This window comes from Anaerotignum lactatifermentans DSM 14214 (genome assembly GCF_900142265.1).
In the GTDB taxonomy this organism is placed as follows: Bacteria; Bacillota; Clostridia; order Lachnospirales; family Anaerotignaceae; genus Anaerotignum; species Anaerotignum lactatifermentans.
In genome coordinates this window covers 1-25,133 of record NZ_FRAH01000003.1, presented here as the reverse complement: position 1 = coordinate 25,133, position 25,133 = coordinate 1, and the positions used below count along the sequence as shown (strand labels likewise).

Annotated in this window: 28 protein-coding genes; 13 read left to right on the top strand and 15 right to left on the bottom strand. The window is 48.6% G+C overall.

The features are described from left to right. Window positions 1-6: 6 nt before the first annotated feature. The 3 genes from mobV to BUB35_RS00150 form a co-directional block, all read right to left on the bottom strand. Window positions 7-951, bottom strand: a complete 945-nt coding sequence (gene mobV / locus BUB35_RS00160; RefSeq protein ID WP_072847962.1) for a MobV family relaxase — start codon at window positions 949-951, stop codon at window positions 7-9. Between the two features lie 183 nt (window positions 952-1,134). After that, window positions 1,135-1,530 carry a replication initiator protein A gene (locus tag BUB35_RS00155; RefSeq protein ID WP_008395976.1) on the bottom strand — a complete coding sequence of 132 codons (396 nt, stop codon included), beginning with the start codon at window positions 1,528-1,530 and terminating at the stop codon, window positions 1,135-1,137. Window positions 1,531-1,641: 111 nt separating this feature from the next. Then, entirely contained in the window at window positions 1,642-2,055 is a 414-nt protein-coding gene (locus tag BUB35_RS00150) for a cysteine-rich VLP domain-containing protein (protein WP_044930679.1), read from the bottom strand. Between the two features lie 481 nt (window positions 2,056-2,536). Between BUB35_RS00150 and mtnN the strand changes: the two genes are divergently transcribed. From mtnN to BUB35_RS00125, 4 genes are all read left to right on the top strand, one after another. Beyond that, entirely contained in the window at window positions 2,537-3,232 is a 696-nt protein-coding gene (gene mtnN, locus BUB35_RS00140; RefSeq protein ID WP_008395978.1) for a 5'-methylthioadenosine/S-adenosylhomocysteine nucleosidase, read from the top strand. Window positions 3,233-3,275: 43 nt separating this feature from the next. Beyond that, entirely contained in the window at window positions 3,276-4,076 is an 801-nt protein-coding gene (locus BUB35_RS00135; RefSeq protein ID WP_008395979.1) for a helix-turn-helix domain-containing protein, read from the top strand. A 36-nt stretch (window positions 4,077-4,112) separates the two neighbouring features. Beyond that, window positions 4,113-4,628 carry a hypothetical protein gene (locus BUB35_RS00130; RefSeq protein WP_015573183.1) on the top strand — a complete coding sequence of 172 codons (516 nt, stop codon included), beginning with the start codon at window positions 4,113-4,115 and terminating at the stop codon, window positions 4,626-4,628. Window positions 4,629-4,801: 173 nt separating this feature from the next. Further along, a complete protein-coding gene (locus tag BUB35_RS00125; RefSeq protein WP_001255868.1) occupies window positions 4,802-5,668 on the top strand; it encodes an aminoglycoside 6-adenylyltransferase AadE in 867 nt (288 codons plus the stop codon). Here the strand turns inward: BUB35_RS00125 and BUB35_RS00120 are convergent. The 9 genes from BUB35_RS00120 to BUB35_RS00075 form a co-directional block, all read right to left on the bottom strand. Continuing rightward, window positions 5,617-6,042: a hypothetical protein gene (locus BUB35_RS00120; RefSeq protein WP_032548332.1), complete on the bottom strand. Its 426-nt coding sequence runs from the start codon at window positions 6,040-6,042 to the stop codon at window positions 5,617-5,619. The genes BUB35_RS00125 and BUB35_RS00120 overlap by 52 nt on opposite strands. Before the next feature lie 239 nt (window positions 6,043-6,281). Beyond that, window positions 6,282-6,419, bottom strand: coding sequence for a helix-turn-helix domain-containing protein (locus BUB35_RS00110; protein ID WP_084730484.1), 138 nt, complete (start codon window positions 6,417-6,419; stop codon window positions 6,282-6,284). Window positions 6,420-6,486: 67 nt separating this feature from the next. Further along, window positions 6,487-7,689, bottom strand: coding sequence for an adenosylmethionine--8-amino-7-oxononanoate transaminase (gene bioA, locus BUB35_RS00105; RefSeq protein ID WP_072847958.1), 1,203 nt, complete (start codon window positions 7,687-7,689; stop codon window positions 6,487-6,489). After that, window positions 7,662-8,387 (bottom strand): dethiobiotin synthase, encoded by a 726-nt coding sequence (bioD, locus tag BUB35_RS00100; protein WP_072847957.1) that lies wholly within the window; start codon window positions 8,385-8,387, stop codon window positions 7,662-7,664. Before bioD ends, bioA begins: the two co-directional genes overlap by 28 nt. Then, the gene (bioB, locus tag BUB35_RS00095; RefSeq protein ID WP_072847956.1) at window positions 8,359-9,348 is read right to left on the bottom strand and encodes a biotin synthase BioB; all 990 of its coding nucleotides are present in this window, start codon (window positions 9,346-9,348) and stop codon (window positions 8,359-8,361) included. The genes bioD and bioB overlap by 29 nt, the downstream gene beginning before the upstream one ends. Window positions 9,349-9,353: 5 nt before the next feature. Continuing rightward, on the bottom strand, window positions 9,354-9,902 hold the full coding sequence (locus BUB35_RS00090) for a biotin transporter BioY (protein WP_072847955.1): 549 nt from the start codon (window positions 9,900-9,902) through the stop codon (window positions 9,354-9,356). A 129-nt stretch (window positions 9,903-10,031) separates the two neighbouring features. Next, window positions 10,032-10,694 (bottom strand): hypothetical protein, encoded by a 663-nt coding sequence (locus BUB35_RS00085; protein WP_072847954.1) that lies wholly within the window; start codon window positions 10,692-10,694, stop codon window positions 10,032-10,034. A 96-nt stretch (window positions 10,695-10,790) separates the two neighbouring features. Next, window positions 10,791-11,645, bottom strand: coding sequence for a DUF2871 domain-containing protein (locus tag BUB35_RS19840; protein ID WP_072847953.1), 855 nt, complete (start codon window positions 11,643-11,645; stop codon window positions 10,791-10,793). Window positions 11,646-11,656: 11 nt separating this feature from the next. Continuing rightward, a complete protein-coding gene (locus BUB35_RS00075; RefSeq protein ID WP_072847952.1) occupies window positions 11,657-12,223 on the bottom strand; it encodes a TetR/AcrR family transcriptional regulator in 567 nt (188 codons plus the stop codon). Between the two features lie 153 nt (window positions 12,224-12,376). Between BUB35_RS00075 and recD2 the strand changes: the two genes are divergently transcribed. The 3 genes from recD2 to BUB35_RS00060 all read left to right on the top strand — a co-directional run bounded on the left by recD2 (window position 12,377) and on the right by BUB35_RS00060 (window position 17,003). Next, window positions 12,377-14,623 carry an SF1B family DNA helicase RecD2 gene (gene recD2 / locus BUB35_RS00070; RefSeq protein WP_072847951.1) on the top strand — a complete coding sequence of 749 codons (2,247 nt, stop codon included), beginning with the start codon at window positions 12,377-12,379 and terminating at the stop codon, window positions 14,621-14,623. After that, complete coding sequence (locus tag BUB35_RS00065; protein WP_072847950.1) at window positions 14,620-15,375, top strand: ComF family protein; 756 nt, start codon at window positions 14,620-14,622, stop codon at window positions 15,373-15,375. The genes recD2 and BUB35_RS00065 overlap by 4 nt, the downstream gene beginning before the upstream one ends. 143 nt (window positions 15,376-15,518) lie before the next feature. Continuing rightward, a complete protein-coding gene (locus tag BUB35_RS00060; protein ID WP_072847949.1) occupies window positions 15,519-17,003 on the top strand; it encodes a DUF1846 domain-containing protein in 1,485 nt (494 codons plus the stop codon). A 128-nt stretch (window positions 17,004-17,131) separates the two neighbouring features. Here the strand turns inward: BUB35_RS00060 and BUB35_RS00055 are convergent, their stop codons facing one another. From BUB35_RS00055 to BUB35_RS00045, 3 genes are all read right to left on the bottom strand, one after another. After that, window positions 17,132-17,410 (bottom strand): hypothetical protein, encoded by a 279-nt coding sequence (locus BUB35_RS00055; RefSeq protein WP_022364254.1) that lies wholly within the window; start codon window positions 17,408-17,410, stop codon window positions 17,132-17,134. Then, window positions 17,407-17,661 (bottom strand): hypothetical protein, encoded by a 255-nt coding sequence (locus tag BUB35_RS00050; protein ID WP_072847948.1) that lies wholly within the window; start codon window positions 17,659-17,661, stop codon window positions 17,407-17,409. The genes BUB35_RS00055 and BUB35_RS00050 overlap by 4 nt, the downstream gene beginning before the upstream one ends. An 81-nt stretch (window positions 17,662-17,742) precedes the next feature. After that, the gene (locus BUB35_RS00045) at window positions 17,743-18,330 is read right to left on the bottom strand and encodes an MntP/YtaF family protein (protein ID WP_072847947.1); all 588 of its coding nucleotides are present in this window, start codon (window positions 18,328-18,330) and stop codon (window positions 17,743-17,745) included. Window positions 18,331-18,438: 108 nt separating this feature from the next. Between BUB35_RS00045 and BUB35_RS00040 the strand changes: the two genes are divergently transcribed. The 6 genes from BUB35_RS00040 to tnpA all read left to right on the top strand — a co-directional run. Beyond that, entirely contained in the window at window positions 18,439-21,069 is a 2,631-nt protein-coding gene (locus BUB35_RS00040; RefSeq protein ID WP_200777555.1) for a calcium-translocating P-type ATPase, PMCA-type, read from the top strand. A 139-nt stretch (window positions 21,070-21,208) separates the two neighbouring features. Further along, window positions 21,209-21,922: an SDR family NAD(P)-dependent oxidoreductase gene (locus tag BUB35_RS00035; protein ID WP_072847945.1), complete on the top strand. Its 714-nt coding sequence runs from the start codon at window positions 21,209-21,211 to the stop codon at window positions 21,920-21,922. A 159-nt stretch (window positions 21,923-22,081) separates the two neighbouring features. Continuing rightward, window positions 22,082-23,341, top strand: a complete 1,260-nt coding sequence (locus tag BUB35_RS00030) for a UDP-N-acetylglucosamine 1-carboxyvinyltransferase (RefSeq protein WP_072847944.1) — start codon at window positions 22,082-22,084, stop codon at window positions 23,339-23,341. Between the two features lie 87 nt (window positions 23,342-23,428). Further along, entirely contained in the window at window positions 23,429-24,217 is a 789-nt protein-coding gene (locus BUB35_RS00025) for an MBL fold metallo-hydrolase (RefSeq protein WP_072847943.1), read from the top strand. A gap of 13 nt (window positions 24,218-24,230) precedes the next feature. After that, window positions 24,231-24,710: a 23S rRNA (pseudouridine(1915)-N(3))-methyltransferase RlmH gene (rlmH, locus tag BUB35_RS00020; RefSeq protein WP_022364248.1), complete on the top strand. Its 480-nt coding sequence runs from the start codon at window positions 24,231-24,233 to the stop codon at window positions 24,708-24,710. Between the two features lie 225 nt (window positions 24,711-24,935). Further along, on the top strand, window positions 24,936-25,133 hold a 198-nt coding region (gene tnpA, locus BUB35_RS00015), incomplete at its 3' end, for an IS200/IS605 family transposase (protein ID WP_072847942.1).

Sequence of the window (25,133 nt, the reverse complement as noted above, 5' to 3'; positions counted from 1 at the left end):
TATCTATCACCTTTCCTTTACTGTGTGCCGCTGCTGCCGTTTCACCTGCGCCAGCACTTCCGGCGGGATACGGTCAACGAAATTGCGGAGATTGTGTAATTCGCTTTCCAGCGTTGCCCGTTCCATGCGGTCTTTCATCTTGCCTTGCTCACTGGCCTTTGCCCTTGCTTCCAGCTTTTTGTTTTCTTCCAGCAGGTCATTGATTGTGACCTTGTACTTTTTCAACTGCCCGGAGAAGTTCTCCATCTGCGGGAACCACTTTTTCAGCATGGAGAGGGCTTCCTCTTTTTTCTTTCCGGCGTTCAGCGGGTTAATGCCGTCAAGGGCGGCTTCAATGGCTCTGGCCTGTTTGGAGAGGGAAACCGCCTGTTTGAAAAGCCGGGTGGGGATATGCTTCCGGCCTGTCTTGCTGGCACTCTCCCCACGCTCCAAGTCGGGATATTTCACCACCATATAGGCGTGAAAATCGTCCTGCCACTTCGTCAGGTTTGCCCGGTTGCCGATAATCTCTTTAGCGCACAGGCGGTTGTCCTTTGTCAGCGGAACAAAGGTCAAATGCAGGTGGGGCGTTTTCTCGTCCATGTGTACCACCGCCGACACGATATTTTCCCGTCCTACCCGGCCAATGAGGAAGTCTGCCGCCCTTTGGAAGAACGCCTGTATCTCCTTTGGGGATTTCCCCTTAAAAAACTCCGGGCTGGCGGTTATCAGCGTATCGACAAACCGTGTACTGTCTTTCCTTGTCCGGCATCCGACCTGCTCGATACGGCTCTGAATGAAGTGGTAATAGCGTCCCTCCGGCTTGACGATATGGAAGTTGTATTTGCTCCGGCTTGTGTCAATGTCGGGGTTACTGGCGTATTGTTCTTTCTGCCTTTCGTGATGGGCTTCCAGCGGCCTTGCCGGGTTGCCCTTGTGCTTCTCAAACCGCAAAATTGCGTGTTGTGCCATTCTGCTCCTTTCCCCATTCCTTTCCTATCCTGGGTTTTCCACAGGGAAAATCCTGCCAGAATTATCTCTGATACGATAGGAATGGAATGGATATAAATAAATCATTTTAATCTTTGTATTTCTATATACCGTCCGGTTTTCGTACTTTAGGGGGGCGGTTTCCGTACTTCAAGGGTACGGTTTTCAGTCCTCCGGCGTACCAGAACGGGATTTCTTGAAGTCGGTGTTTGGAACCGCTTCATAGGATTTTGGAAAAATGCGGTTGGGTTTTCCACAGCCCTGCTTCTGGATCTCCACCAGTCCGGCGTATTGCAGTTCCCGCAGGGTGTTCACCGCTTTCTGCCGCCCACAGTGGAGCAGGTCAACCACTTCGCAGATAGGGTAATACAGGAAAATCCGTCCGCAGTCATCCGCCCACCCATTCTTGCGGGATAACTCTGTCCGGCGCAGGATAAAGGTGTACAGAACCTTTGCCTCGTTAGACAGGGGCTTGAATGTGGGGGCTTCAAAGAGAAAATTCGGGAGCCGGGTGAAGCTGAACGCCTTTTCCGGCTGATGAATGTAAATCGTGTTTGTCATATCGTGTTTTGTGGACGGTTAGAAGCCCGTTTTCCGGGGCGGGCGATACTTTATACCACCTGCCCCGGTTTGGGGCTTGCGGAGCCTAATAAATCAAGGCTTTTTTCGCTCCTAACTGTCCACAGCAGACCTCCTTTTCCGTTCACTTTCTGTTTTCTGCCGCCTGTGAACTCTGGCGGCACAGCCGGGGCAGTATTTTGCCCGGTTGGATTTGGGGACGAACACACCGCCGCAGACCACACAGCGTTTCAAGTCCTTATCCCGGAAAATCTCCGCTTCCAGCGTCCCGTCCAGCGGCAAGACCGCCCAGCGGAACCACTTACAGCAGACCGAGAAAGAAACTGTCTGCGGGCAGGTGCAGGTGTCCCCATCATCAAGGACAATGCAGTTGCCGTCCTCACAGCAACAGCACTCCTGGCGTATCAGGCTGGCCGCCTGTTTCCTTTGCGCCGGTGTCATGCGGTAAAGGGAACCGTCCGGCCTGCGTTCCAGCGGCGGCAAGTCTTTATAGGGGTTATCTCTCATGCGTTCCCTCCATTTTGCTTTCCGTTGCCGTTCTCCCCGAAAAGGTTTCTTGCCCCATGCCTGCGGCGTGTTCCCAACAGGGGCCCCCGCAAAGTCGTCAGACTTTGTGGGGAGAGGAGCCGCAGCGGAGCGAGTGAGCTTTCGCCCTCTGGCGGAAGCGAATGATACGCAGCTTGCGGCGACGAGGCACGCTCCCCGCAACTTCGGGACAACTTGTCCCGAAGTGACCTCTGGACAAAGTGTCCAGAAGCTGGCTCCTTGCAGTGCTTCCCCAGCCGGGGTATTCCTTTTTGGACGGTCATTCTGTTTTCAAGGTGCTGTCCATCGATGAACTACCCTAAGTCTACACCTAAATGACCGCCCGTCCCGTATATCCGAAAGGTAGGAAATCGGCTTAAAAAACAGGCTATTTCCGTGCTCTCGGAATTATGGTAAAATAAACATAAAAATTGGCTTTCAAGCCATAGGAGGACAATAATCTATGAAAATCGGAATTTTATGTGCGGGTGACGAAGAACTCGCCCCATTTTTGCCCTTGATAAGCAACTGTAAGATAACGGAAAAAGCTATGCTGAAATTCCATGCTGGACAGATTGATAGTGTAGAAGTTGTCGCCCTGTTTTCCGGCGTGTGCAAAGTAAATGCCGCCATAGCCGCTCAGCTTTTGATAGATGTATTTTGCGTGGATATAATTATCAATTCAGGGACAGCGGGCGGTATGGAGCCAGAACTTGAAATATTCGATACAGTTATCTCCACAGAAGTTTGTTACCACGATGTAGCGCCAGACATTTTAACGGAATTTCATCCGTGGATGAATTCTGTGTTTTTTGTGGCAGACCCAAAGCTGATAGATATGTCAAAGTCTGCTGTTGACAAGCTTTCAACTTCTGGAAAGGTAGTTTGGGGCCGTATGGTAACGGGAGAATCGTTTATAACCGATGAGAGCCGGCAAAAAATAAACGATGAATTTGCTCCCTTGACGGTTGACATGGAAACTGCCAGTATCGCTCATGTCTGCTATGCAAATGACATACCGTTTATCGCCATTCGGTGTGTGACCGATACTGAAAAACACAGCGGAGTTGATAATTTTGACGGAAACTGTGCAAAAGCATCAAGTATTGCCAAAGATATTACGGTTGCTTTATTAAGAGAAATCAAAAAGTCGTGGTAAGATTGGATGATATTTTAGAACAGAGGACAGAGGGGGGGAGAGTATGGCCCTAACTATTCAAGAACGACTAAAAGACCTGCGTGTGGAGCGTGGCTTGACGCTGGAACAGCTTGCGGAACAGACGCACCTCTCCAAATCTGCGCTTGGCAGCTATGAAGCGGACGAGTATAAGGACATCAGCCACTATGCCCTTATTGAGTTAGCAAAGTTTTACGAAGTGACTGTTGATTATCTGCTGGGCCGTTCCCAAACAAAAAATCACCCAAACGCCGATCTTGCAGACCTGCGTTTGAGCGACGATATGATTGAACTATTGAAAAGCGGGCGGGTGGACAATTCCCTCTTGTGTGAACTGGCGACCCACCCGGATTTTCCCCGGCTCATGGCCGACCTTGAAATCTATGTGAACGGCGTAGCGGGAAAGCAGGTGCAGAGCGCAAACGCCATTGTGGACGCTGTGAGTGCAACGATTATGAAACAACACAATCCCGGCTTGACTGACCCACAGCTGCGACAGCTTATCGCCGCCCATATTGACGATGACAGCTTTTGTCGCTATGTGATACAGCAGGACATAAACAAGATAGCCTTCGACCTGCGGGAAGCCCACAAGGACGATTTTTTCAGCGTCCCGGAGGACAATCCTCTGGAAGATTTTTTGCAGACCGCAGAGGAAACCACCAGAGAGGACAGCGACCCGGAGCAGGCGGCTATGGCATTTATCTGTAAGCGGCTCAAGCTGAACTATGGGAAACTGTCAGAGGAAGAAAAGAAGTGGTTGAAAAAGATTGCACAGAAATCGGATTTGCTGAAAAATCCAAAGCCGCAGCGGGGACGCAAGTAAGAGAATAATAAATCAGATTATATGGAGGTATTGGTTATGAAAAAGTGGTTACTGATAATTTCAGCGACTGTTATTTGCGTTGCTGCCGCTTTTTTATATTTCTTTAGTTTAACTCCCAAAGGAGATACCATTACCAGCAGAGAAAGCATATTGAACACCGCAATTTCAAAAGGGAATGAATGGACTATCGCAAAAGAACTGGAACTTGGCGGTTATATCGTGAGTGGAGCATACAGTACAGATAATAAATCTACACTTGCTATCTTTGAACCAACAGGAAATGGAGACTACAAATTTAGTACATCAACAAACCGAAATAGTGATGAGATTATTGTCGGTGGCGTTGCAATAAACGGAGAATGGTATGATTTAATTTGGTTTAATGGTGCTAAAACAGAGTATGCTGAAATCACTTATACAATAAATGGACAAGTGCAAGATACATTGAGATACAACACAGATGATATGGATATTATCTCAATTAAAAACCCAGAAAAAGAGTATTCCATTCATGTGGCTTACTATGACAATGATGGAAATAAATACGAATAAATTGTTTTTCATCGAGAAAATAGCAAAGCCAGCCGAGCCAGTCAACGGTCAAGATGAACGGCGCATTTCATGCGCCGCCGTTGACAGTCCCGCCCGTCTTTGCTAAAGGGTAATCAAGGCGGGAAAGCCCTAAAATGGCTTCACACCTATTTCAATAATTGGAGGAGATAAAAATGAGATCAGAAAAGGAAGTTTATGATATTGTTTTGAATTTTGCAAAAACAGACAAACGCATTCGCATGGTTACTTTGGAAGGATCTAGAACAAATACAAATATTCCGCCTGATGATTTTCAGGATTTTGATATTACTTTTTTTGTTACGGATATGGACAGCTTCACAAGTGATGATAAATGGCTAGATATATTTGGTGAAAGGTTGATTCTGCAAAAGCCGGAAGATATGGAATTATTTCCAGCTGTAGAAAAGGGATTTTCATATTTAATGCTGTTTACTGATGATGTTAAGATAGATTTAACTTTGCTGCCGCTGGAACTGATAGACGAGTATTTTACATGGGATAAACTGGTAAAGTTACTGTTGGATAAAGACAACCGTATCGTAAAGCCGCCAATACCAACGGATATAGACTACCACTTGCAGAAGCCTACTCAAAGAATGTTTGACGATTGCTGTAATGAATTTTGGAATACTACAACATATGTAGTAAAGGGCTTATGCCGCAAAGAAATTCTTTTTGCTATTGACCATATGAATGATATAGTACGAAAAGAATTGCTTCGCATGATTTCCTGGCTGATTGGTATCAAACAGGGATTTCATTTCAGTTTGGGAAAAAACTATAAATTTATGAAGCAATATGTCCCAGAGGAATTGTGGGAACGACTTATGTCTACTTATAATATGGATTCCTATCCCCATATGTGGGAATCCTTTGAACAATGTATGGCATTGTTCCGGGAGGTTTCGTCAGAAGTGGCATGCCAGTTGGATTACCAGTATCCACTATATGATGAAAAAATCAGTAATTATGTGATTCGGCAAAAGAAAAAATATGGCATTGAAGATGATAACAAATAAAATTTTTTCAATCGAAAAAATTTATTTTGATTATTCAATTTTGAAAAACTGAATACCTCAAAATCAGAAAGAGCGCGGCCAAGCACTTTGAGGGATTGGCCGCCTTGTCCACCCATCCAGCGGGGCGGCGGGCGGCGGTCAAGGCCGGGTGTAACCCCGTTCATTTCAGCCTTGACGGTTGCCCGCTGTCCTGCTACTTTTCCGGGAGTGTGGCCACAACTTCGGGACACTTTGTCCACAAGTCGGAGCGTAGGACGAGGGACGGGGGCTTTCATATACGCCCTGTCTGCTGATGAAACCAGACCTGCGCTTGCGGCTCCACGCCACGCAAGCACAGCCCTGTTTTCTTGCCGCTTCAAATCTTGCCGCTTCAAATGCCCTTGCCCTCCCCGGCGGCAACGGCATTTTCACGACAACGCCGACAGAGCGTATAACACACTACACTTTGCTTCGCAAAGTCGTGTGCCAAATGGGGGCGTTGCCCCCTTTGGAAACCCCCACAAGGAAAGGCGGTACGCTACCCCTCCACGGGGCGCATACCGCCTTTTCTTGTTATCCAGCCCTCCGGCTGTATCGGTTGAGCAAAAGTCAGCGTGGGAATGGTGTGGTATCTTTATCTAAGTGAAACCCCGCGTTCCCACTTGGAAATGGTCTTGTCGCTGATTTGCAGCCTGTGAGCCGCTTCTTTTTGTGTCATGCCTCTCTCCAGACGCAGCTGCCGCAGCAGTGCGCCGATTTTTTCCCTGTCCATATTGGATGCACCTCCTGTCCTATATGATACCAGAAAGGCAGGAGAGGTCAACCGCCGCAGCGTAGAGTCAGTCTTTTTGAAACCATGCTTTCATGGTGTCTAACACCTGCACCAGTTCTGCTTCAGAAATGATGTAAGGCACCATGGCATAAAGATAAGAAAGAAAAGGTCTGCTGAATACACCGCGCTCACGGGCAAAAGCGGCATAGCCCTTCAAAACAGCAGGGTCATAGACTTCGATGCACACACAGCCGCCTAGGATGCGGATTTCACGGATGCGAGGGTCTGTGAAGCCCGCCATTTCAAGGCGGGTGATTTCCTCAATGCGATGGATTTTCTCCATGGTATGTTCTTCCTCAAATAAGGAAATAGAAGCCAATGCTACGCGACAAGCCAGAGCGTTTCCCATAAATGTTGGCCCATGCATAAGGGCATGGTCGGGATTATCGTCATAAAAAGCGGTGAAAACACGGTCGTTGGCAACGGTGACAGCGTGTCCCAGATAACCGCCAGTCAATGCTTTTCCCAGCACCAAAATGTCCGGCTCTACCACATCAGCAACAAAGCGGTGTCCTGTCCTGCCAAAGCCTGTGGCAACTTCGTCAAAAATGAGAAGCACACCATACTGGTCACAAAGCTCTCTGGCACGTTCCAGAAAAGAAATATCATACATGCGCATACCGCCGGCACCCTGCAAAAGAGGTTCTACAATCATGCAGTTCAGTTTTTGATGATATTTTGCAAAAGCCTGTTCCAGTGCGCCTATAGTGGTTGGGATATGTACCACATGGGGGCTTTTGCCGTAGGCGTTCAGCACAAAGTGATAATCCGGGTCATCGCCTATCTCCATGGTTTTGAAGGTGTCCCCGTGGTAGGCGTGTTCCAGTGCCAAGACCATGGTGCGTTGGGTATTGCCCTGATTGATGTAATACTGCAATGCCATCTTTAGAGCAACTTCTACTGCAACACTGCCGGAGTCGGAGAAAAAGCAGTGGTTCAGACTGCCGGGAAGCCAGCTTGCCAGTTTTTCCGAAAGTTCCTGCACGGGCTTGTGGGTCAAGCCACCCAGCATGATATGGGAAAAATGAGGTACCTGTGACAGAATGGCTTCGTTTAGCTTCGGGTGGCTGTAGCCATGGATGACGCTCCACCAGGAGGAAATGGAGTCAATGAGTTTTCCTTCTTTCGTATAAAGCCAGACGCCTTTGGCATCCAGAATCTCAATGGGTTCCTCCATGATTTTCATTTGTGTGTAGGGATACCAGAGCATGGGTTTTCCTTCCTTTCTGTATAAAGGGATACTAGGGTTTCGATGGAAATGGGCAGGTCTGCAGCACCTTCTGGGAGACAGGCAATGACGGGAACGCCTGTCAGGATTTCGCACATGCGCTTGTTGTCCTCATGCAAAAGATTTCCTGTCTGGAAGCGGTTCAGGATGATGCCCTGCAAGGGGATGTTTTGGCTTTTCAGATACGCCGCCGTCAAGCCCACATAGTTCAGCGTGCCCAGTCCTGCGTCTGCCACCAAAAGACAGGAAAGATGCTGGGACAGGACAAAGTCCGCCAGAGAAAAAGAAGTAGTTTCGTCATGACGCAGGGGACAGAGGATGCCGCCGGAGCCTTCCACAGTGACGAAGTCGTATGTGCCGCAAAGGGTATCGTATGCTTCTTGTATCGTTTCCCATTCGATGGGATTTCCTTCTATCTGCGCCGCCAGATGAGGGGAAACAGCGGTTTCGTATACATAGGGACACATGTCAGCAAGGGACTGGGAAATGCCAGAAGTGGTTTTCACAAAGTCCGCGTCACCGGGCAAAAGGGAACCATCAGAAAGACGGATATTGCCACTCATGGCTGCTTTGAAATAAGCGGCTTTTTTGCCGTTTTCGTGGAGTTTTTTCAATATCAGCCCGCTGACATAAGTTTTACCTACGTCCGTGTCAGTGCCGATGATCATCAGCTGTTTCATCTAGTTTCACCTCGTATCCAAGTTCTGTGAGCATTTGTAAATCTGTTTGTACCGTAATGCCTGCGGTGGTGAGCATATCTCCTGTGATGGCGGCGTTTGCGCCGGAAAGGAAACAGCTTCTTCCGCCGTCCGGTAAAAGACCACGTCCTCCAGCCATACGGATGGAAGCGGCAGGCAAAAGGAAACGGTAAAGGGCAAGAATCCGCAGAACTTCTTCTTCTGACAAAGTGGGATATTCTCCAAAAGGCGTGCCGGGGATGGGATTCAACACGTTAACGGGAACGCTGGTGATACCCAATTCCCGCAGAGAAAGTGCCATGTCGATGCGGTCTGCCATGGTTTCACCCATACCCATGATGCCGCCGCTGCATACGGTCAGCCCTGCCCGTTGTGCTGCCTGTATGGCGGATACTTTGTCGGCAAAAGTATGGGTGGTGCAGATATTGGGGAAATGTTTTTCCGATGTTTCCAGATTGTTGTGTACACGGCTTACACCTGCCTCTTTCAGTCTGCGAAACTGTGGTTCTGTCAAAAGTCCAAAGGAAACACAGATGGAGAGGGTGGTTTCCTGTCGGATTTGCCGGATAGTGTCGCACATGCTGTCGATTTCTTCGTCAGAAAGAGCTTTTCCAGCAGTGACGATGGAGTACCGCAAAACCCCTTGCGCCGCCTGTTTTTTGGCGTCTGCGAGGATTTCTTCTTTGGAAAGCAGGGGGTAAGTGTCTGCGTCTGTGTGATTGTGGGCAGATTGGGCGCAGAATTTGCAGTTTTCACTGCATCTGCCGCTTTTGCCGTTGATGATGGTGCATAGGTCGAAGGTGTTTTGACAGAAATGACGGCGAATCTTGTCTGCCTGTCTGCACAGAGGTTCTAAGGGCTGCGTGGAGAGCCAGAGGGCTTCTTCTTTGGTGACTTTGTGTCCGCCCATGACCTGTTGTGTCAATGTTTCCAATGTATCCATGAAATTCATCTCCTGTCGTATCTGAAAATGGGAATGAGCCGCTTTGCCAGTATTGCCGCAACAACGCAAAGGACAATGTCCCCGGGCACTGCCAGTAAAAAGCAGTAGAGGAACAAGGGGAATAATCCAATGGGGTTGTGGAGGTAAAAAGCACTGATGGCGGCGTAATAAGCCATGCCGCAGAGGTATACCACCAAAAGTCCAGCAAAGTTTGCCAGAATGAGCTGTTTATAGGAGGTATTTTGTTCGGTGAGAAAGCCTGTCACATAAGCCCCCAGCCCAAAGCCGATGAGATAGCCGAAGGTAGGCTTGAAGATGTAGGAAATGCCGCCGCCTTCGGCAAATATGGGCAGTCCCACAAGCCCCAGCAGTACATAAAGCCATACGGCAGCACTGCCGGCTTTTTTTCCTAATAGAAGCCCTGCCAATGTGGTGAAAAGAAATTGCAGGGTAAAGGGTACCAGCGGCACTGGCACCCGAAGAAACGCCCCAATGGCAATGAGCGCCGCAAAAAGGGCGCAGAGGATTTGTGTTTTTGTTTTTGTGAGAGTCAAAGAAACACCGCCTTTGCAAATTTTGTGTTTCAATATAGCACTGGGAAAATCTATTGTCAACAATATTTAATAATAATGGTTTACAATTGAAATGAAAAAACAGCCCAGAGAAAATGGGCTGTGAAAAAATTACATATTTGTTTTCATAGCCTGATATCCAATCCAGACAGTCCAAAGGTATGCCAGCGTCTTAGGAATCATCAGCATACCCATGAGCGGAATGGTATCGGCAAATAACACCACAGGAATATAAAATCCAAAACTGAGCAGTATGGTCAGCCACATGTTTTTGAAGGAACTGTCATGGTGCTGACGGGTGCTTTTGTAGAAGAGGATGATCATGAGAATCCCCATGATGGTGAAAGGGATGTTTCGGTAAATGCCCCAAGATAAGGGGGCAGCGGGGCTTGTCCAAGCGTTCTGAGGGCAAAGACAGAGGATAATGCGGAGAAACGCCAAAATATAAATGATGGCAGTCAGCCCTTTTTGCTCTGTAATGTGGTAGCGCATCCGCCAGACATGGTAGAGAATCACATAAAAGATGGTCATGGTGATGGATGTAATCAGTTTGCCCATGCCCAGAGAAAAGGCGTGGTTTTCCAGCCCCGTTGTCCAAAGGGCAAAGGCTCTGGGAATGAGATGGAAGGCATCACCAAAGCCCAGTAAAATTGCCATGATGCCAAAGAGGCGATATTGCTTCTGGGTTTGTTTCTTGCTTGCCATGAGAATGCCTAGCATGATCACGCTGGTGAGATAAAATATATCGAACAAAGTTTCCATAATTGCCTGCATAAAAACCTCCTGTTCATGAATATGAACATCGTTCAAGTTACTTTCAAAAGGAACCCACTTTGTTGGAAGTGGGCTTTTTGTACTTTTTAGAAATGCTTATGCCTTTTTCGGTGTGCAGCGACGCAGAGCCAGGAACAGCAGCACCAGCGCGGCTGTCATAAGGATATGGGAAATACCCGCAATGCCGGAAATGGCAGCGTTTGCCCCTGTGGAAAGGGGTGTCTGCAATACCTGCAGGATGCCGCGGACAAAGAACATCACAACCATAAAAGGCAGGGCAACGGCATAGACCTTGCGGAACTGCTGGAAACGCGCCTGTTCCGCCAAATCTGTATGAAGAGCAATGGCTGCCAGAATCAGAAACAGCAGTGTACCCATGACGAGCAGGTGCAGATGGGTGAATGCCAGTGTGGTTTTGCCTGTAAAAGCGTTAAACTTTGTAAATTCACGGTAAAATACGCCGCATGTCAGCCCGGCAATGGCATAATGGAAGGAAGAAGAAATGAGTTTTTGAAAATCCATATGAATAACCTCCTTTGTGTTGTCAGTCAGTGTCAGGAAAAACTGCCGCAGAAACAGTATCCCGGCCAGCAGCAGGGATGCCCCCAGACCAGTGTAGAAAAAAGCAATGAAGTCCATGGGCACCAGTGAAAATTTCCGCAGGGAAATACCCACGGTCATCATAAATGCCATGATGAGGAAGGATTTCCTGTCGAAAAAGTGCCAGAACCAGACTTTTGGTGCGTCATAAGCAAGGATGCGGGCAGTGTGTTTTTGTACCAGTTTACCGAATACCATTTTCTGAAAAATCACGAAAACGGCGACAGACAGGAGCAGATACAAGGGTTTGACTAGCCCAACATAAGCCAGCAGCCCAAGCCGCAGGATGTTGAAACCAGCCGCACCCCAGACAAGCCCAGCCAGCAGCAATAAGTATTTTTTGGGTATCATGGACGCACCTCCTATGCGCTGTAAAGTATCTTGGAAAGAATGGCGATGAGGGTGTCGCAGTCTTTTGCGCCGCTGTTCCACAATGCCAGCAGGTGGGTGAATGTGAAGGATACCAGCGCTTTTTGTGTCAGACTGCCGTCAAAGGCATCGGGACGAATACGTGGGTCGGTTTCCAGCGCGTTCAGCAGATTTTTTTCAATATGAGAGAAAGTGTTTTCCCGCAGCTTCAGGGCGTTTTCTTTTTCTCCCTCATCGAAAATCACCCGATGGACGGCAAAAAAGTCCGGATAAGCGGCAATGCCTTTCTGTATTTGTGCAAACAAATGGGAAACAGCATCGCAAAAGCCCATGTTTCTGGTGTTTTCTGTTGTGTCGTTATGGAACATATCAAACCAGATGCTGGCAACCACTGCCGTCAGCAGGGCGTTTTTGTTGGGAAAATAATTATAAACGGAACCAACGGCAACGCCTGCCGCAGAAGCCAGGGAACGCATCTGCAAAGCGGAAAGCCCCTCTGTTTTTGCCAATTCTTTGGCGGCAAGGAGCAGTTTTTCTTTGGAAGTCACATTGGGGTGCATGAAATCCCTCCTTTTCTTTTCAAGTTGAACAATGTTCATTTTACATGATTTTTGGATTTTGTCAAGGCTTCGGGGGAATTTTGGGAACGGCTGTTCTCTTTTTATGGAGAATGTGCTATACTTTTTATATTGTGCGGCAAAGGAGGGAAGGACATGGATGAAATCCGTATCACAGGCGAAGTAGAAAGCATCATTTATCAAAATGCCGACAACGGCTATACGGTTTTTGCGCTGGAAACAGAGGATGACGAGGTGACCTGCGTGGGCATTGTGCCCCAGATTCACGCCGGGGAAAGTCTGGAGATTACGGGGCATTGGTCTATCCATCCTCTTTATGGCAGACAGATTCAAGTGACCAGCTATGAAAAATCCATGCCTACCACCTGTGCCGGTATTGAGAAATATTTATCTTCTGGACTTATCAAAGGCATTGGTCCGAAGATTGCAAAGAAAATTGTAGACCGTTTTGGAGAAGCTTCTTTTTATGTCATTGAGGAAAAACCGGAACAGCTGGCGGAAATCAAAGGGCTGACTTATGAAAAAGCCCAGCGGATTTCCGAGGTTTTCCGGGAACAGCATGAACTGCGGAAAGCCATGCTGTTTTTGCAGGAATTTGACGTTTCCCCTACCTATGCCATGCGGATTTATAAGAAATATAAATCTCGTACTTTTGAAGTGGTGAAGCATAACCCTTATCGGCTGGCAGACGACATCTGGGGCATTGGCTTCCGTATGGCGGATAAAATGGCAGCATCGGCAGGCATTTCCCCGGACGACCCCAATCGTGTGAAGGCGGCAGTGAAATATATCCTCACCAATGCGGCATCCAACGGGGATTGCTATCTGCCTAAAGAAAGCCTTATGGAGCAGGCAAAAGAATTGTTGCAGCTCCATCCCGACCATGTGGAAAACGCCATCCGGGAATTGCAGGTGGACAGCCAAATCTGGCAGGAAACCATGAACGGTATGGACAGCGTATACCTGAATACTTATTTTTATGCGGAAATGGCAGTGGCAAAACGGCTGCTGGAACTTTCCCAGGAGTATATGTGCACCAATATGGAAGGCGTTGCCAATGAGATTGCCCGCATGGAAAAGAAAACAGGTGTCATTTTGGCGGAAGAACAGCGTGCGGCAGTGCTGGAAGCCATGAGCTGCGGTGTGCTCATCATCACCGGCGGTCCCGGTACCGGGAAAACCACCACCATCAATACCATTCTGCGATTGTTAAAAGATGAGGGCTGTGAGGTAGTGCTGGCGGCACCCACAGGACGAGCGGCAAAGCGCATGAGCGAAGCCACAGGTGTAGAAGCCCAGACCATTCACCGTATGCTGGAAAGCACCTTTTTGGGAGAAGATGTCCGCAGACAGACCTTTGATCGAAATGAGGAAAATCCCATTGAAGCGGATGTCATCATCATTGACGAAACCTCCATGGTGGATATTATGCTGATGCATGCCCTGCTGCGGGCGGTGGCACCGGGAACCCGTCTGATTTTCGTAGGGGACGTGGACCAGCTGCCTTCCGTTGGCCCCGGCAATGTACTGAAAGACATGATTCGCAGTGAACGGCTGAAGGTAGTCAGACTGGAGCATATTTTCCGTCAGGCACAGGAAAGCGCCATCATCATGAACGCTCACCGCATCAACAGAGGGGATGATCCTGTCCTCAATGAAAACGGTACGGATTTCTTTTTTGTGAAAAGAGCTTTCGGGGAAGATGTGGTGCGTACCATTCGGGATTTGGTGCTGACCCGTCTGCCGAAGTTTACAGGCTGCGATGGTCTTAGAGATATGCAGGTGCTGACACCTATGCGAAAAGGCGTTTTGGGTGTGCAGAATCTCAACACCGTTTTGCAGGCGGCTTTGAATCCACCCTCGGAAGAACGGGCGGAAAAAGAATTTCGTCAGATTGTGTTCCGGGAAGGGGACAAGGTCATGCAGATCAAAAATAACTATAATATTGCTTGGCGCATGTATAATGCCATGGGAAAACGCTGTGATGAAGGCGTAGGCATATTTAACGGCGATGCGGGTATGATAAGAGAGATCGATGATGCAAACGAAACCATGCAGGTGGTTTTCGATGATGGGAAAGTGGTGGATTACGATTATTCCCAGCTGGAAGAACTGGAACTGGCTTATGCCATCACCATCCATAAATCTCAGGGCAGTGAGTATCCTGTTGTCATCATTCCTGTTCACAGCGGTCCGCCTATGCTCATGACAAGAAATCTGCTTTATACAGCGGTGACCCGTGCCAAAACATTGGTGGTGCTGGTGGGCATACAGGAAACCATTTCCGCCATGGTAAACAACGACAGAGAAGTGGGACGGTATACAGGTCTTGCCCAGCGCATACGGAATCTTTATGACTTTATGGCGGAGGCGGGAGAATGAGAAGTGTGAAAGAAACCTTGAAGGAATTTCTCTTTCCGCCAAGATGCGCTGTATGCGGCAGTCTTTTGCCTTTGGAGAAAGAAGAACGGCTGTTGTGCCCCGATTGTCTGGCACATCCGCCTTTTCTCACAGGAGAAAAATGCCGTATCTGCGGCAGACCTGTGGACAATGACGTTCTTTGCCATCGGTGCCGCCATAAGGATTTTCTTTTTACAGCGGGCACAGCGGCATTTTCCTATGAAACCATGCAGGAGGAGATTGCCGCTTTTAAGTTTCATGGGTATCGCCATGAAGGGGAGCGGCTCAGTCATTTGATGGCGGAATATCTTTTGCAGGAGCATCCTGGCTGGGCAACATGGGCAGATGTGCTGACAGAAGTACCGCTCCATGCCAATAAACTGCGGTTTCGCGGCTTCAATCAGGCGGAAATCCTCTGTGAAGGACTGGCAAAGGAAACGGGAATGCATCATGTGCCCGGTGTATTGGAAAGACTTGTGGATACTTTGCCCCAAAACAGTCTGAAGGCGGCACAGAGAAAGGAAAACCTGAAGAACGTATTTGGTGCGGCAAAGAAAGATGTCATTGCAGGAAAACATGTTTTGCTGCTGGATGATATCTTCACCACAGGCACCACACTACAGGAGTGTACACGTACCCTTTTGCGGGCAGGAGCGGCGGAGGTTCGTATATACTGCTTATCGGTGGTCTGCAAAGAGGAGGATTTTGAACAGAATTCCATAGAAAAAACCTAAGAAATGACAAAAGTTTTCATGCAAGTGGGAGATTTTCGAAAAAAAACAAGGTTTCCTTTGTAAATCGTGAAAAAAAATAGTATAATTTTGTACCGTAAATGAAACAGTTAACGGATGTGACAATAGATTTGGGAGATTAAAAAATGGTACGGATTGGATTTGATAACGACAAATATTTGCAGATGCAGTCAACACGCATCAAAGAAAGAATCGGACAGTTTGGCGGCAAACTTTATCTGGAGTTCGGCGGCAAGCTTTTCGATGACTATCACGCTTCCCGGGTACTGCCGGGCTTTAAGCCGGATAGTAAGATCAACATGCTGGTGCAGGTGAAAGAGGACGTAGAAATCGTTCTGGTCATCAATGCCGGTGATATTGAAAAGAACAAAGTCCGCGGCGACTTGGGCATTACCTACGACATGGACGTACTGCGCCTCATCGACGCTTTCCGCGGCTACGGCCTGTATGTGGGCAGCGTGGTACTGACACAGTTTAACGGTCAGGAAAGCGCAGTGGCTTATCAGCGGAAACTGGAAAATCTGGGTCTGAAGGTGTATCGTCATTACACCATCCCCGGCTACCCCAGCAATGTGCCCCTCATCGTTAGTGAAGACGGCTTCGGCAAAAACGAATATATCGAAACAGAACATTCTCTGGTGGTTGTAACAGCACCCGGTCCCGGCAGCGGCAAAATGGCAGTTTGTCTGTCCCAGCTGTACCATGAAAACAAACGTGGCATCAAGGCTGGCTATGCGAAATTCGAAACATTCCCCATCTGGAATGTACCTTTGCAGCACCCCGTGAACCTGGCTTATGAAGCGGCTACCGTTGACCTGAACGACATGAATATGATCGACCCCTTCCATCTGGAAGCTTACGGCGAAACCACTGTCAACTATAACCGTGACGTAGAGGTATTCCCTGTACTGAACGCTATGTTTGAAAAGATTTACGGGGAATCTCCCTATAAATCCCCCACAGATATGGGCGTAAATATGGTAGGCAACTGCATCATCGATGATGAAGCTGTCAAAGAAGCCTCCAGAAATGAAATCATTCGCCGATATTACAAAGCCCTGTGTGAACAGAGAAAAGGCAACGGCGGCGAAGAATCCATCTATAAACTGGAACTGCTCATGAAACAGGCAGGCACTGGCGTGGACAACCGTCCCGTAGCGGCAGCAGCCATGAAAAGAGCCGAAGAAACCGGCGCACCTGCGGCAGCCATCGAACTGCCTGACGGCACCATCGTTACCGGCAAGACAAGCTCTCTCTTGGGCGCGTCTTCCGCAATGCTGCTGAACGCACTGAAGAAACTGGCAAATCTGGATCACGATGTGAAGCTGATTTCTCCCACCATCATCGAACCCATCCAGCATTTGAAAGTGTCCCATCTGGGCAACCATAACCCCAGACTGCACACAGACGAAATCCTTATTGCTTTGTGTATCTGTGCTGCAACAGACGAAAAAGCGGAACTGGCGATGCAGCAGCTGGAAAAACTGAAATGCTGCGAAGTCCATTCTTCCGTTATCCTTTCCGCGGTAGATGAAAATGTGTTCCAGAAACTGGGTGTGAACCTGACCTGTGAACCCATTTATCAGACCAAAAAGCTGTTCCACGGTTAATCTGTCACAGTCTGTTTGAGAAAATAAAAAAAGAGCCGAAAATTTCTGTTGATGCAGAGATTTTCGGCTTTTCTGTTATATATAAAAGATGCCGGATATTCCAAAAGGAACATCCGGCATTTATATGCTTACTTTTCAATGAGTTTTTTTGCCAGTTCGTAATCAGATTTTTTGACATATACTTTGTGTTCCAGACAGCGATTGCTCATGTCGCTGTTGACACTGACCTGAGCGCCCAGAGGGGAAGTGGATGAGCTGATGAGGCTTTGTCCACCCAACGGAGATTCAATGCGCTTGGTGTCCAGATCATACTCAATGTTGTTTTGTTTCAAAATATCTCTTACACGTGCCTGTTCTGCCATGTCGTAAGTGATGCAGACTTCTTTTCTGTTGAATACGTTAATCATACAAACCCCTCCTGTTCCAGCAGAGAAATTGCCTGCTGCAATTGTTTTTTATGCACATAAAAAGTATAAGCCATGAGCTGTGTCATCATGGTTTCGGGATCAGGCACAGGAAAAAAACCGCTGGTCTGATGGGGATCTTTCACTGACACCATATGTTCCACGCCCCCTTGGGTCAGCAGATTCCGCAGCTTGGTCTGTTCTTCCAGTGAAGAAACTGTGATCAGTTCCACGCTGTTGAAAGATGTGAACATGTCATCGCCTCCTGTTTGCCGTCCTTACGCTTTTTTCCATCATAGCATATTTCTTCCAAAATGAAAAGAACAAATGTCTGACTACCAGAACAGCCGCAGCAGCCCCATGGCAAGGAAAATGCCGCCGGACAAAAGGGTATAGCGGTTTTCCGCCATGGGTGCCGCTTCCATAAGCCGTTTTCCTGCCCCTGCGCCCACGGAAAGGAAAAATGTCTGTAAAAGAGCAGCGAAAAAAGGCAGCCAATATACGGAAAAACCTGCCGCAGCGGCACTAAGCCCAACACCGCAGGCATCTGCAGAAAGCACCAGCCCTAACAGCAAAGCTTCGCCTGCTTCCAGCACTGCGGAACCGTCGGTGTCACATTGGGAAGGGCTGCGCAGAAATTTCAGGGGAGAGGGGCTGTCTGTCTGTTTGCGGCATCCTTGAAACAAGAGAAATAGACCAAAGCCCACCAGAAATAACGCTGCCCCTCGCTCTGCCCAGTGGGGCGGCAGACAGGCAGCCAGAAAGGTACCTGCTTTGAGAAAAAGAAACAATAGCCCAGCCGTTTCCAGCCCCAAAACGATGCGGGAGAAAACAGGCAGGGAAATTCGCCTCAGTCCACATGCCATACCTGCGCCTAGTGCGTCCAGACTGAGAGAAAGTGCCAGCAGAAAGGAAAGAATCATGGGAAACACCTCCTGTGGCTATGATATGCCGCAGTCATGTTTTTGGTCATAGGCGCATAGAATGGAAAAGCAGGACAACCAAAGACAACGAGAGAAACGGGTGAGGATATGAATTGGTGGCAAATGGAAACGAAAGAAGCGGCACGTCGTCTGGAAACAGACGAGAAACAGGGATTGACTTCCCAAATGGCGGCGGAGCGGCTGGCGCAAAAAGGTCGGAATGAGCTGGCGGAAACGGACGGCAAAAAAAGTCTGTTCTGGCGGTTCCTGGCACAGTTTGATGACTTTATGATATTGCTGCTGCTGGGAGCGGCAGTGGTGTCTGTGGTCATTTCTAGGTTGAGCGGAGAAAATGATGTGCTGGATGCGGTGATGATTCTGGGCATCGTGGTGCTCAACGCCGTACTGGGGCTTTTTCAGGAAAGCAAAGCGGAAAAGGCACTGGAAGCCCTGAAGAAAATGGCAGCACCCCATGCCCGTGTCATTCGGGACGGCATTGTGCGGGAAATTCCGGCGGCGGAAGTGGTGCCGGGGGATTTGCTGCTGCTGGAAACAGGGGACGCTGTTTGTGCTGATGGACGTGTGGTGGAAAGCCGCAGTCTGAAAACAGAAGAAAGCGCCCTGACAGGGGAAGCGCTGCCTGTAGAAAAAACATCAGTAGGCGGCTTGCCTGAAGAAACGGCAACAGGTGACCGGAAGAATATGGTCCTCGCTGGAGGTTATGTGGTTTATGGCAAAGGAAAAGTGCTGGTGACAGCAACGGGCATGGATACGGAAATGGGGCGCATTGCCGCTATGCTTTCCCATACATCTGACAGCATGACGCCTTTGCAGAAGAAACTGGAACAGACAGGAAAACAGTTGGGTATTGGTGCATTGGCAATTTGCGCCCTCATTTTCTGCATGGGGATTTTGCAGGAGAAACCGCCTTTTTCCATGTTTATGACGGCAGTGAGCCTGGCGGTGGCAGCCATTCCCGAAGGGCTGCCTGCCATTGTGACCATCGTATTGGCTATGGGCACATCCCGTATGTCGGAAAAACATACCATTGTCCGGCGGCTGTCGGCAGTGGAAACATTGGGCGGTGCACAAGTCATTTGTTCTGACAAAACAGGCACATTAACACAAAATCGTATGCAGGTCACCACATGGACAGATTACAGCCATAGAGAACCGAAGAATGTGGACTTGCGTGAAACGGTTGCAAATCTTTTTGCCCTCTGCAATGACTGCAATGTGTCAGATGGGAATTTGCAGGGAGAACCGACGGAAAAAGCCCTTGGGGAATACGCACAAAGCACGGGTATCGACTTTGCCGCCCTCCGGCGGGACATGCCAAGGGTGGGAGAAATTCCTTTTTCTTCGGCAAGAAAGCGCATGACCACCCTCCACAAAACAGAGGATGGCTGGATTTCTGTCACAAAAGGTGCGCCGGATATTTTACTGGAAAAATGTGCCTTCTGCATGGAGGGCAGTGGACAGGTTCCCTTTGACGATAGGCGAAAAAGCATGGCACGGATGGTTAACGGGGAAATGGCGGCACAGGCACTTAGAGTGGTAGCAGTGGCGTTTCGCCAGTGGTCGGAAAAACCACCTTTGACAGAAGAAGCCTTGGAGCGGAATCTGGTTTTTGCGGGCATGGCAGGTATGGTAGACCCGCCCAGACCGGAAGTGAAAGAGGCGGTACATCTTTGCAGACAGGCAGGCATCCGTCCTGTCATGATTACAGGGGACCATGTGCTGACGGCAGAAGCCATCGGTCGGGAATTGGGCATCTACCAGAAAGGAGACTGCGCTGTCACAGGGGCGGAACTAGACAAAATGAGCGACAAAGAACTGGAAACGGCGGCGGAAACCTGCACGGTATTTGCCAGAGTGGCACCGGAACATAAAGTTCGCATTGTGCAAGCATTTCAGAAAAGAGGAAATGTAGTTGCCATGACAGGGGACGGCGTCAACGATGCACCGGCTCTGAAAACGGCAGACATCGGCTGTGCTATGGGCAAAAGCGGCACGGAAGTGGCAAAAGGGGCGTCAGACCTGATTTTGACAGACGATAACTTTGCCACCATTGTGGAAGCGGTACGGGAAGGACGTGGCATTTACGACAATATCCGCAAAGCTGTCCATTTCCTCCTTTCCAGCAATATCGGGGAGATTTTGACGATCTTTGTGGCAATGCTCTTGGGCTGGGCAGCACCTCTTTTGCCAATCCAGCTTTTGTGGGTGAATCTGGTGACGGACTCCTTGCCTGCCATTGCCCTTGGCATGGAGCCAGCAGAGGAAAACATCATGGAACGCCCGCCGCGGAAAAATACGGGCAGTTTGTTTGGGGATGGACTTGGCGGCAGAATCCTGCTAGAAGGGGTTATGATTGGCGTTTTGGCGTTGCTGGCTTTCGGCATTGGGCATGTGTATTTCGATCAGGAGAATGGCTATGCCGTAGGGCGTACCATGGCTTTTGCGGTACTTTCTCTTTCTCAGTTGGTGCATGCCTTCAATATGCGGGGAGAAGGCTCTTTAGGGAAACTGCCTTTCTGTTCCAATAAGTGGCTTCTTATGGCATTTGTGGTTGGGGCAACCTTGCAGTGCGTTGTGATTATGATGCCGCCGCTGGCTGGTGTTTTCCAGGTGGTGCCCCTGAATGGGGAACAGTGGCTGTTGACAGCAGCCCTTGCACTGGCACCTTTGCCTCTGGTGGAACTGGAAAAAGCTATCTGGCATCCAAAACAAAAATAAATTTTTTCAAATGCTCGGCTTCTGAAAAGTCGGGCATTTTTGTCGTGTAATTTTTGCCAAGACACTTTGGCAGAATTTTGCCTTTTTGCCGCCTTTCTTTTGTTGTATAATGAAACCAAATAGAGAGGAGGGGGTTCCCATGAAGCAGGCAGTTATTACGGGAGCCACAGGCGGCATCGGACATGCGCTGGCGGAAGGCTTTGCGGCGGCAGGGTATTTTGTCATTGCCACGGATTTGCCCGAAACAGCAGATTTTACAAGAGAAAACATCGTATACCTGCCCATGGATTTACGGCAGGAAACAGACATAAAACAGTTTTTTGAACATGCGCGGCAGAAGTACGGCGTCATTGATGTGCTGGTGAACTGCGGCGCCATCAGTCATTTGCAGAAATCCCCATGGGAATTGACAGCAGCGGAATTCGACAACGTGATTCATACGAACCTGCGGGGGACTTTTTTGTGCTGTCAAAATTTCCTTCGTGCCAATGAAAGCGCGGAATACGGCAGAATCATCAACATCGTATCTACCAGATGGCATCAGAACGAAGCGGGATGGGAGGCTTACGGCGCATCCAAAGGCGGCGTGGTTTCTCTTACCAACAGCCTCTGCGTATCTTTGTCGGATACGGCGGTGACAGTGAACGCCATCAGCCCCGGCTGGATTGAAACGGGAGATTATGACGCTTTGACGGAAGCAGACCATAAACAGCATCCTTCGGGACGGGTGGGGAAACCTGCCGACATTCTGCGGGCATGTCTGTTTTTGGCAGCAGCAGAAAGTGATTTTATCAACGGCATCAATCTGGTGGTAGACGGCGGCATGACTAAGAGAATGATTTATGTGGAATGAATTTGTCCTTTTTGGGCGGACAAAGGATTTTAAAGGCGCAAAAGCCCGAAACAAAGCAAAAAAAGCTTTGCAGTAGGGGTGTTTCGTGATATAATCTGAATGTTAGGGCGAAATTTAGAAAGTCCTTTGGCGAATGATTTGGAAGGATGAATGTTGTTTATGGATAAATTGATTGTACAGGGACGTAAACGTCTTGTAGGGGAAGTCAACATCAGCGGTGCCAAAAACGCGGCTGTTGCAGTGATTCCCGCAGCTATCATGGCAGAGGGCGTCAGTGTATTGGAAAACCTGCCCCGCATTGAGGATGTGAACAATCTCTGTCACACCATCGAAAAACTGGGTGGCACATGCACCTATTTGGATAATGGGCATACATTGAAAATCGACTGTGATAAGGGAACAGCCCATTGTGCCACTTTTGAAGAAGTACAGAAGATCAGAGCTTCTTATTATTTCCTGGGAGCGATGCTTGCCAGATACAAAAAAGCGGAAGTTGCATTGCCCGGCGGCTGCAACTTTGGTGTCAGACCCATTGACCTGCATCTGAAAGGCTTCCGTGCCCTGGGTGCAACAGTGGAAGAAGGCAACGGCATGGTTCGTGCTTACGCAGACAGACTGGTGGGCACATCCATTTACATGGACCAGGTAAGTGTAGGCGCTACCATCAATATCATGCTGGCTGCATCTATGGCAGAAGGCGTGACAACCATTGAAAACGCGGCAAAAGAACCACATGTTGTAGATACCGCAAACTATCTGAACATGATGGGGGCCAATATCAAAGGCGCTGGTACAGATGTGATCCGTATCAAAGGTGTGGAAAAACTCCACGGCGCACAGTATACCATTATTCCTGACCAGATTGAGGCAGGAACATACATGATCGCAGCAGCCATTACCGGTGGCGATGTGCTGGTGAAGAACATCATTCCCAAGCACATGGATTCTCTGACAGCAAAGCTGGATGAAATGAACGTGACCATTGAGGAACATGACGATTCCATCCGTATCACAGCAAACAGACCTTTGCACTGCGCAAATGTCAAGACCATGAGTTATCCCGGTTTCCCCACAGACCTGCAGCCCCAGATTGCGGCACTGCTGAGTGTTTGTCAGGGACAGAGCGTTATTACAGAAAACGTATGGGACAACCGTTATCAGTACATCGACGAACTGCGGAAGATGGGCGCACAGGTGCAGATCGACGGCAGAGTTGCCCGCATTGACGGCATTCCCCGTTTCCATGGGGCAAATGTGACAGCCACAGACTTGCGTGCAGGGGCAGCCATGATTCTGGCAGCACTGGCAGCAGAAGGCGAAAGCGTCATTGACGGCGTGAAGTACATCGACAGAGGTTATGAAGAAGTCGAACATAAATTCAATGCACTGGGCGCAAATATCACCCGTGTGAAAGCATAAGAAATTTTTTGACAGCCGTAAGAGGGAGCGGAAGGCGGAACTTTTGCGGCTGTTTTTATGGAATATTTTGGAAAGGAGGGGAATCCCTTGGATTTTTGTACCATTGCCAGCGGCAGCAGCGGCAACAGCATCTTTATGGGCACAGAACATACGAAAATTCTCATTGATGCAGGCGTCAGCGGCAAACGGATACTGGAAGGATTGGAAAAACTGTCCCTTACCGGTGACCAGATTGATGCTCTGTTCATCACTCATGAGCATATCGACCATGTGAAGGGAGCAGGGGTATTTTCTAGAAAGTTTGACGTGCCTATCTATGCAACTATGGAAACGTGGGACGCCATGGAAGGCAGTCTGGGCAAGATTGCCCCACGCAATAAGCGTTTTGTATACGAAGGGGAGCCTTGCGTCATCAATGACCTGTGTGTGAAACCCTTTGCCATTCCCCATGACGCGGCAGCACCAGTGGGCTACAGCGTTTTTGCGGGAGAAAAGAAAATCACTGTGGCTACAGACATTGGACATGTGACAGATACCATTCGGGAGAATATTACCGACAGCGATATTTTGCTTCTGGAATCCAACCATGATGAGGAAATGGTGAAAAAAGGGCGGTATCCCTGGAATCTGAAACAGCGTATTCTGGGGGAAAGAGGGCATCTGTCCAACCGTACCGCAGGCGCACTTCTCGCAGAAATCATGAGCGGCAAAATGAAACATATTTTTCTGGGACATTTGAGCGAAGAAAATAACAGCCCCTACCTTGCTTATGAAACGGTGGCGGAAATTCTGGAGCAAAACCGCATCAAACTGGGCGGCGCATTGAAAATGGATATGGCTGCCAGAAATTCCAACGGGGCAAAAGTCACCATTTGAGGAGGGAGAAGCCATGCGGATTACCATTGTTTGCGTGGGCAAGCTGAAAGAAAAATACTGGCAGGACGCCATCGCGGAATACAGCAAGCGTTTGAGCCGGTATCATAAACTGGAAATCGTGGAACTGCCCGACGAGAAAGCGCCGGAAACCATGAGTCCGGCACAGGAAGAAGAAGTGAAGAAAAAAGAAGGGGAGCGCATTCTGAAAGCCATCAAGGACGACGCTTTTGTGGTAGCCCTTGCCATTGAGGGAAAAGGATTGACTTCTGAAGGTCTGGCAGACTTTATGGCAAAGAAAGCCGTTGGCGGTGTCAGCCATATGGCTTTTGTTATCGGCGGTTCTCTGGGATTGTCTAAAGAGGTCATGAAACGGGCAGACTTTGCTTTGAGTTTTTCTGCTATGACATTTCCCCATCAGATGATGCGGGTGATTTTGCTGGAACAGATTTATCGGGCAGAGCGGATTAACCGGAAAGAACCTTATCATAAATAATTTCGTCAAAGGCTCATTTCATTCAAGCCTTTGACGAGGGGCGAAAAGAACGGAGCAGAGTTTGTGGAAACACAGGCTCTGTTTTTATTGTACGCCGAACAGGTATGACAAAACCCCCAGTTCAACTGGGGGTAGGTAAAAATACTTTAGTATAAGAAAGAAACCTCCTGCGTTATAATGAAAATGGTCTGGCAACCAAAATTATAGAAGCAGGAGGTTTTGTCAATGAATGACATAAGAAGTTTATCACATTCCAAATGGAGATGCAAATATCATATTGTTTTTGCACCTAAATATCGCAGACAGGTGATTTATAAAAAGTTAAAAGCAGATATTGGGAGGATATTAAGAGAATTATGTGAAAGGAAAGGTGTAAATATTGTAGAGGCGGAGTGTTGTTCAAATCATATACACATGTTAGTT